The sequence below is a fragment of the Protofrankia sp. CiT1 genome (assembly GCF_917627335.1).
In the GTDB taxonomy this organism is placed as follows: domain Bacteria; phylum Actinomycetota; class Actinomycetes; order Frankiales; family Frankiaceae; genus Protofrankia.
This window is the reverse complement of record NZ_CAKJTP010000189.1, coordinates 1-6,458: the sequence shown is the minus strand read 5'-3', so window position 1 is coordinate 6,458 and position 6,458 is coordinate 1. Positions and strand designations below refer to the sequence as shown.

At 65.7% G+C, this 6,458-nt stretch carries 8 protein-coding genes and 2 pseudogenes; 1 reads left to right on the top strand and 9 read right to left on the bottom strand.

The features are described from left to right. From fxsT to MJ785_RS19410, 9 genes and pseudogenes are all read right to left on the bottom strand, one after another. The coding region (fxsT, locus tag MJ785_RS19445; RefSeq protein ID WP_239382148.1) for an FxSxx-COOH system tetratricopeptide repeat protein at nucleotides 1–1,445 on the bottom strand (1,445 nt) is incomplete at its 3' end. A gap of 3 nt (nucleotides 1,446–1,448) precedes the next feature. Continuing rightward, on the bottom strand, nucleotides 1,449–1,844 hold the full coding sequence (locus MJ785_RS19440; RefSeq protein ID WP_239382147.1) for a hypothetical protein: 396 nt from the start codon (nucleotides 1,842–1,844) through the stop codon (nucleotides 1,449–1,451). 538 nt (nucleotides 1,845–2,382) lie between these two features. Then, nucleotides 2,383–2,721 carry a DUF5615 family PIN-like protein gene (locus tag MJ785_RS19435; protein ID WP_239382146.1) on the bottom strand — a complete coding sequence of 113 codons (339 nt, stop codon included), beginning with the start codon at nucleotides 2,719–2,721 and terminating at the stop codon, nucleotides 2,383–2,385. Continuing rightward, nucleotides 2,718–2,957 (bottom strand): DUF433 domain-containing protein, encoded by a 240-nt coding sequence (locus MJ785_RS19430; protein ID WP_239382145.1) that lies wholly within the window; start codon nucleotides 2,955–2,957, stop codon nucleotides 2,718–2,720. The genes MJ785_RS19435 and MJ785_RS19430 overlap by 4 nt, the downstream gene beginning before the upstream one ends. Nucleotides 2,958–3,736: 779 nt before the next feature. Then, a complete protein-coding gene (locus MJ785_RS19425; RefSeq protein WP_370652671.1) occupies nucleotides 3,737–4,012 on the bottom strand; it encodes a helix-turn-helix domain-containing protein in 276 nt (91 codons plus the stop codon). Continuing rightward, nucleotides 3,989–4,114 (bottom strand): annotated as a pseudogene (locus MJ785_RS22405) (DNA-binding protein); the annotation flags it as partial. The pseudogene MJ785_RS22405 and the gene MJ785_RS19425, both read right to left, overlap by 24 nt. A 242-nt stretch (nucleotides 4,115–4,356) precedes the next feature. After that, the gene (locus tag MJ785_RS19420) at nucleotides 4,357–4,779 is read right to left on the bottom strand and encodes a type II toxin-antitoxin system VapC family toxin (RefSeq protein WP_239329768.1); all 423 of its coding nucleotides are present in this window, start codon (nucleotides 4,777–4,779) and stop codon (nucleotides 4,357–4,359) included. Next, nucleotides 4,776–5,027, bottom strand: a complete 252-nt coding sequence (locus MJ785_RS19415) for a hypothetical protein (RefSeq protein WP_239329801.1) — start codon at nucleotides 5,025–5,027, stop codon at nucleotides 4,776–4,778. The genes MJ785_RS19420 and MJ785_RS19415 overlap by 4 nt, the downstream gene beginning before the upstream one ends. An 825-nt stretch (nucleotides 5,028–5,852) precedes the next feature. Further along, the gene (locus MJ785_RS19410; protein ID WP_239382143.1) at nucleotides 5,853–6,131 is read right to left on the bottom strand and encodes a hypothetical protein; all 279 of its coding nucleotides are present in this window, start codon (nucleotides 6,129–6,131) and stop codon (nucleotides 5,853–5,855) included. 37 nt (nucleotides 6,132–6,168) lie between these two features. On the opposite strand from MJ785_RS19410, the pseudogene MJ785_RS19405 reads away from it, so the two are divergent. Then, a pseudogene (locus MJ785_RS19405) lies at nucleotides 6,169–6,334 on the top strand (transposase); the annotation flags it as partial. Between the last annotated feature and the right edge of the window lie 124 nt (nucleotides 6,335–6,458).

Below are 6,458 nucleotides of genomic sequence, written 5' to 3'. Positions count from 1 at the left end.
TTGGCGAGGTTCGCCGCTGCGGTCAAGGTGTCCGGATGATCCTCCCCGAGGATCACACTCCACCGCTGATAAGTGCTCTGAGCAAGAGCCAGACTGGTCGGGTAATCACCCCGCGCGTTGAGATACCAGGCCAGACGCCAGACCAACCGGCGGCACTCCTCCCCATCGCTCTCGACCATGCCGGTAGCCAGAGCATGCGGACGCAACGCCGCATACCTCGGCCACAACCGCGGGTCGGCCGGATCCCCAGGGTCACCTGCCGCCAACAGGCCATGCACCGTGCGACGCAAACCGTCACGCTGCCCGGCCGGCGTGTGGTCACGAAGAACAGCCTGCACCAACCGATGCATCACCACGCCACCAGCAACAACCCGAACCAAACCCAAAACGTTGATCTTCTGTACCAGTCGGTGGAACGCCAACAAGTCCACCGCCAGCACATCCAACGACGGAGGCAACAGACCACGCCGTTCCAGACCAATAAGATCATCCGGGATCGGTTCCGGTCCGAAAAACGCCCACAGCCGCAGCAACCCCACCGCGGCCGGATCCTCCAACCTGTCCACCGCCACCGTCCAGGTCGCGGCGACCGGCACCGGATACCCAACCGGCGTCCCCTCCGCCAAGATCTCCCGGGTACGCTGGGCGACCAGCTCACAGTAGATCTCCACCCGCATCAGCGTCTGACCCAGCCAGGCCCCGGCCTGCTCCAACGCCAACGGAAGATCCCCGAGCAGGTCCGCGATCCGATCGGCCTCACCACCAGTCAACCGCGCTGCCCGACGCGTCAACAACATCACCGAGTCCGCCCGGGGCAGCACATCAACCTCAACCGCCTGCGCCACCCCCGCCCAGCGGGCATCCCGAGAGGTGACCAGCACATGCCCGTCACCTCCCGCCGCAGCCAACAGACCATCCAGCTCCGACGGCACCCCCGCGTTGTCAACAACCACCAGCCAGCGCGCCACCACCTGCCGGCGAACCAGCAGCCCAACCACCACAGCCGCGGACTCGGCGGCCTCCCCGACCACCGCCACCCCCAGCTCCTCCGCCAACCCAGCCAACCCGGCCACCACATCACCAGGCTGCTCAGCGTTCACCCACCACACCACGTCATAGTCACCGCGATGCCGGTAGGCGTACTCCACCGCCAACTGGGTCTTACCGACCCCACCCAAACCGTGCAACGCCTGCGGGAGCACCGTCACCGCAGCCGACCCCGTCAACCGCTCCCGCAACCCGGCCAGCTCACCCTCCCGGCCGGTGAAATTCGGGTTCCGCGGCCACGGCACACCCCACACCGGCAGCTCGACGGGGGCACTCGGAGGCGGGAGCACATACTGCGTGCGCACATAGGTCGCACTGATCGGAGCGTTGGCGTCCCCGCCCACGCTGACCGCGCCGTCCCCCATCGAGAACGGCTCAGCGCGGCGGCGCCATGCCACTACTCACCGCTCCTCAACGTCGCGTACCCGAGTTCGGATCTCTCCCGTCGAATCGCCGTTCACCACCACCGCACCGGAGCCCACTTCATCATCCGACCCGGCCGCAGCCCCCGAAACCCGCCGCACCCCGGACACATCCGTTGTGATCGGCGCAGACGACGACTTCCCGACAACCACGGATCCCGCGCCCGTCCGTCGTCTCGTTGGCTGGGAGCCCTGAGAAAGGGTCAGCCATCCGTGCAGGACGGCCAACACAACCACCAACGCCGCCAGTCCCACCCACAAAGGCACACTCGGCTGATCAGTCACCATGGTCGTCACAACAGCGGCGGCCGCACCCACAACCACCGAACCGCCTGTGGCGATTGCCCGCCATCCCCACACCGTCATCACGACCACCCCCGTCACCAATGCATGTGACGGTCACACTACGACAGCGATCCATTCGCCGAACATGCCCCCTATGGTCATCAGCCGATGCGTGGCTGACCGTTCACCCGCCCTTCACAGTCGGCGCCCGGGTCAGGCCGACGGCACAAACGGACCCAGATGTCGACGGACGAAGTGGATCGACTTGAAGACGAGGTCCGCATCAGCCCCTACTACGATCAGATGCGCCCTGCGTCGGCCGGTTAACGTCCCGCCCCTACGTGCAGCCCGTTGTGGAGGGGACCAGCCCGTTCGAGCCGGGCCAAGGAGAGCATGAATGCGACACCACCCCTGGCAGCCGCGGTGGCAGCCAAGCCGGCTGACGACTACGGACGTCAGCGGACGTCCACGGAAAAAATCAAGACTGTGACCTGCACTGACGGACGTCAGCGAACATAGGTGAACAAAGTACACGGCAGCTCATAATCCGTCGGTGCCCCCGAGGCGGCGCACGACCGAGCCGGTCACACACCGCCTGCGCTCCCCGAACGTCCTCGCGTCTTGCCTGTCAGTCGCTACCGCGTCGGATGCGGAGAAGACCGCGATGCGCTACCGTCACGGCTCCCGCGAGGTCGGCGAGGTCATGATGCGTGACGAGGTCTTCAACGGCAGAGGACACGGCGCGTGCGGACTGGTTGTCGAGTCGGAAGACGACGATCCCGCTATGCGATCCCGGTGGATAGGCGCGGATGTTCCCGAAACCGCGGTCGAGGGTAAACACGATTCGCTGCTCGGCGACCGCGGCGGCCAGCACCTCCGGATCCGAGTGGCCCGAGAGGTTCTCGGCGAACACGGTGTCCGCGTCGATCCCGTGCTTCGCCAGGCGCTCGTCGAGCTTGACCTTCACGGCGCGGTGCGGAGCGGCACAAGGTCCTCCCGCGCCAGACGCGCGCCGTAGGCCGCTGCCACGCGGATCCCCGGCACGCTCAACGCCGGGTACTCCGCGAGGATCTCCCCGTCGGACATGCCGTCAGCAAGGCAGTCGAGGACGACGCTCACCGGCACCCGTGTCCCCCGGATGCACGCCTGCCCGTGGCCGACCATCGGGTCAGCCACCACCAGCGACAGAAGATCCTCCGCCATGCCTCCCAGTATGCTCGCCGACCGACGCGCCAGCCCACCATTACGTGATCCGGACCGTGCGCCGGTGACAGCCAAACTGACAGCCCACCCACGGACAACCATAGATATCCACGCACACCAGCGGACGTCGAGCCCGAGGCCGGCGGGCGACGCGGAGGTCAGCAGAGGTCCACGGAAGATCCAGATAAAACTACGGATCAGATGGTTGGTGGTTGCGGGTACGGGTCGATGTGCCGCTGAACGTAGGTGACGATCTTATTTCGTGCCATTCGCGTGCCAGTAGCAACGGTCAGCATGTGGTCTGATCTGTGGTCTTCGGTGGGTAGCGGAACGTCGCTGGCCTGGGCGGGGACACTCGGGCGCAGGTCAGCGGCAGCCGCGGCACAGGTTTCCCAAGCTTGCAACGCGGGTTCGATTCCCGTCGCCCGCTCCATCCCCTTCCGCCCCTGGTCAGAGCCGCCTTCCGACCAGGGGCAAAGATCTTTCTAGAAGATCACGATCGGGCCATGGGCCATCCACGGGCCATTAGGCCGCCTCGATGCTCGCCGCGGCCTGAGCTCCTCGTGGCCTGATGGCCGCGCACCAGGGGCCACGCGGATCCGGGCACGCATCCGCGTACCGCTCGTCTACAGAAGGGCCGGCTGACAGCCACACCCGAACCGCCGCCTTCCCGCGCGCCAGCGGCCAAGTGCCCTGGTGGGCGTGAGCCTGCCCACCTCACGTTGAGTTTTCCAGTCAGCCCGTGCCAGCAGATCCAGGCCACCGGTCATCACTGTCGCTCATGCGATCGCGGCGATATCCCCGTCATCGAAGTAGATCGCCTGGTGCAGCCGGCCGCCAAGCGCAGCGGCGTAGCGAGCAACCGCATCCTGACCGGACAGCGAACCCTGCTCGATCTGCGAAATCCGTCCCTTGGTCACACCCATCCGCTCCGCGACCTGCGCCTGCGTCAGACCCCGCTCCCGGCGCACCTCAGCAAGCCGATGACCCACCGCGACCGCGAGGAGCTCTTGGCGGCCGGCAGCAACCGCGTCTTCCCCGCCGCGTTCCACCAGGTAGGTCTTGTAGCGCTGCTCCGCAAGCGGGATCGCTTCGGCGTACCAGGCGTTCCACTGCCCTGCATTGTCCCCGGCAACAAGCAGGACACTCGAACGCCACCCGATTTGTCCCGGTGTACCCGTTGCTGGACCCAAGCCGGCGGACGTCGGCGGACAAGCGCGAATACCGGCGGACGGTGCGCCCAGGTCAGGTCGACACGGTGGACGTCCATGGGCATCGGCAGACAAACCGCTCTTTTCTCTTAGTCCACTGGTAGACGGTCGCCCCGCGCAGCCGCTGAAGCACCCGAAATCTTTATAGGCCGACCAGCGCACGGCCCCACCGGAACGATCCCGAGCTGCTACGGCACGAGCGTGAACGCTTCCACATGCTGGGGCCGGACCACTGAGAAGTGCCTCCGGTCGAGCGTCGCCACCTGGCGAACACCGAGCCGCTCGGCAAGGGTAATCACCGCAGCGTCGACCACACCCAACGGGAAGTCCGCATACCGGCGCACGAACTCGGCCATCCGCCGGACGTCAGCCTGAGTGATCTCGACAAGCTCAAGTTCCCCAGCGGAAACCAGTTCGAGAAAATCTGCCTCGGCTTCGGGGCCGCGGAACTTCTCGACCAGCCAGCAGACCTCCACGACGACCGGAGAGGGCACCAGCAGCCTGCCCTTCCCACGCGCGAGTTTTCCCAGCAACTCGGAGCACACCACATGATTCTTGTCGGACCGGTCAGCCGCGGCAACCAGAGGCCCCGTATCGAGAAGCGTATTTATCCAGGAAAGCTCAAGCCTTCCCGGATGATTTCATTGTGCCGCTCCGACAAATCACCACGCCCGGACTCCATACTCCCGATGAACGACAGGAGCCCTTGCCGGACCGGGGTATCCTCCCTTTCTTCCGCCCCCACCAGCGGCGAGAGCTCCGGGTCGGACTCGACCAGCACACGCAGATGCCGCACCTGGGCCAGTGAAAGCCTGTCCACCAGGTGGTGCATATCCTCGTAGTCGTACGCTGCGGTCACGCACCCAGTCTACCGGCGACAACCGGACACCGTCCCCGTCACAACAGCACACACGCTCTTCCACTCGTGCCGACGCGGTCCGGAGAGCGCTGGTCGGTTCGGCACCGTGGCTGCGCCGCGCGGGACGCCTGGTCGCCTGGTCGGGAAGCTCCTCACGTTCCGTTACCTGTGTCCAAAGCGGTTCCGAACTGTAGTTGTACTGAGTCGGAAGTAGCCCGATGTTGTCGGACAACCAAGCCCCCTGTCGTGTTCCATCCTGTCCCGGGTGGCCCCGCCAGGGGCCATGACGGACTGCAACGGGGATGGACATCCGTAGACATCCGTAGACATCCGCCAGGGTCTTGGAGCAGGTCTCGGACCAGGACCAGGACTTGTGGCTGGTCTCGGATCTGCTTGGGCGCGATGCGCTCGGCCTCCAGAAGCGCGGCGATGGGCGTGCGCACGGGCCACGTCCACCAGCGCGAACAGCGCGCGGTCCGCGGCGGGCCAGGCCCCTCGATGTCACCGATCCTCTTCCTGCGGGCGCGAGTCACGAGTCCAGCGATCTTTCCACGGGTCGCACTCCCACGACCGTCTCGCATTTTTGGTACGTACCGGCCGCACTGGGTTGACCGATCGACGTGGCACTACCGCGCTGGGCAGGCGGGCCGGTAGAACCCGGTAGTTCGCGACGCTCCGTAGTTCTGTCCATGTTGATTCGCCGCGGGAGCTTCAGTTCTGTGCAGCTCCTCATCCAGCAGATCCGGGACTACGTCATCCGACGTTGGTCCACCACGTCGTAGCGGCCCTTGATCAGGCCGGCCGGCAACCGAAGCGGTGTGGAACTCATACCGGTGGGTTCGCGAGGCGGTATGCGGCATTAGGGTCGCTGTAGGCTGCGGTCGTTCTGGTGACCACTCCCTCGGTGATCAGCTTGGTCAGCTCATAGCTGACCTGCCGGTCGCCCAAGGAAAGGCGGGCGGCGATCTCCGCGCGGGTTAGGGGTGACTCGACGGCGAGGAGTTCCATCACACGTTGTTTACGTGTGATGGATTTATGATTATCCCTGTTGTGGTTGACCCTGATTTGTTGGTGGTGTGGCTCGATGATGTTGGACGGGTTCACTCTTGGACGGACACTCCGGCTGGGTAGGTCGCCGTGTATGGCACAGACGCAACTGACAGACCAGGAGTGGGAGTCCATCGAGCCCTAACCTGCCGATCGGCAGGTTAGGGCCGTACCCGCGGCGGCTGCGGGCACAGTTCGAGGGAGCGGTCTGGCGGTTCCGGACAGGCGGACAGCGGCGAGAGATGCCGAGGGAGTTCGGTGCCTGACCGACAGTGACAAGACCTCGGGCGGCTATCTTGCTGGCCTTTAGAGCGCCCGGCAATAGGGGACGCGGCGTCGCGGGGCTCGGGCACGCACCTCGCTGTGTTGTCGTCGGTCACCACC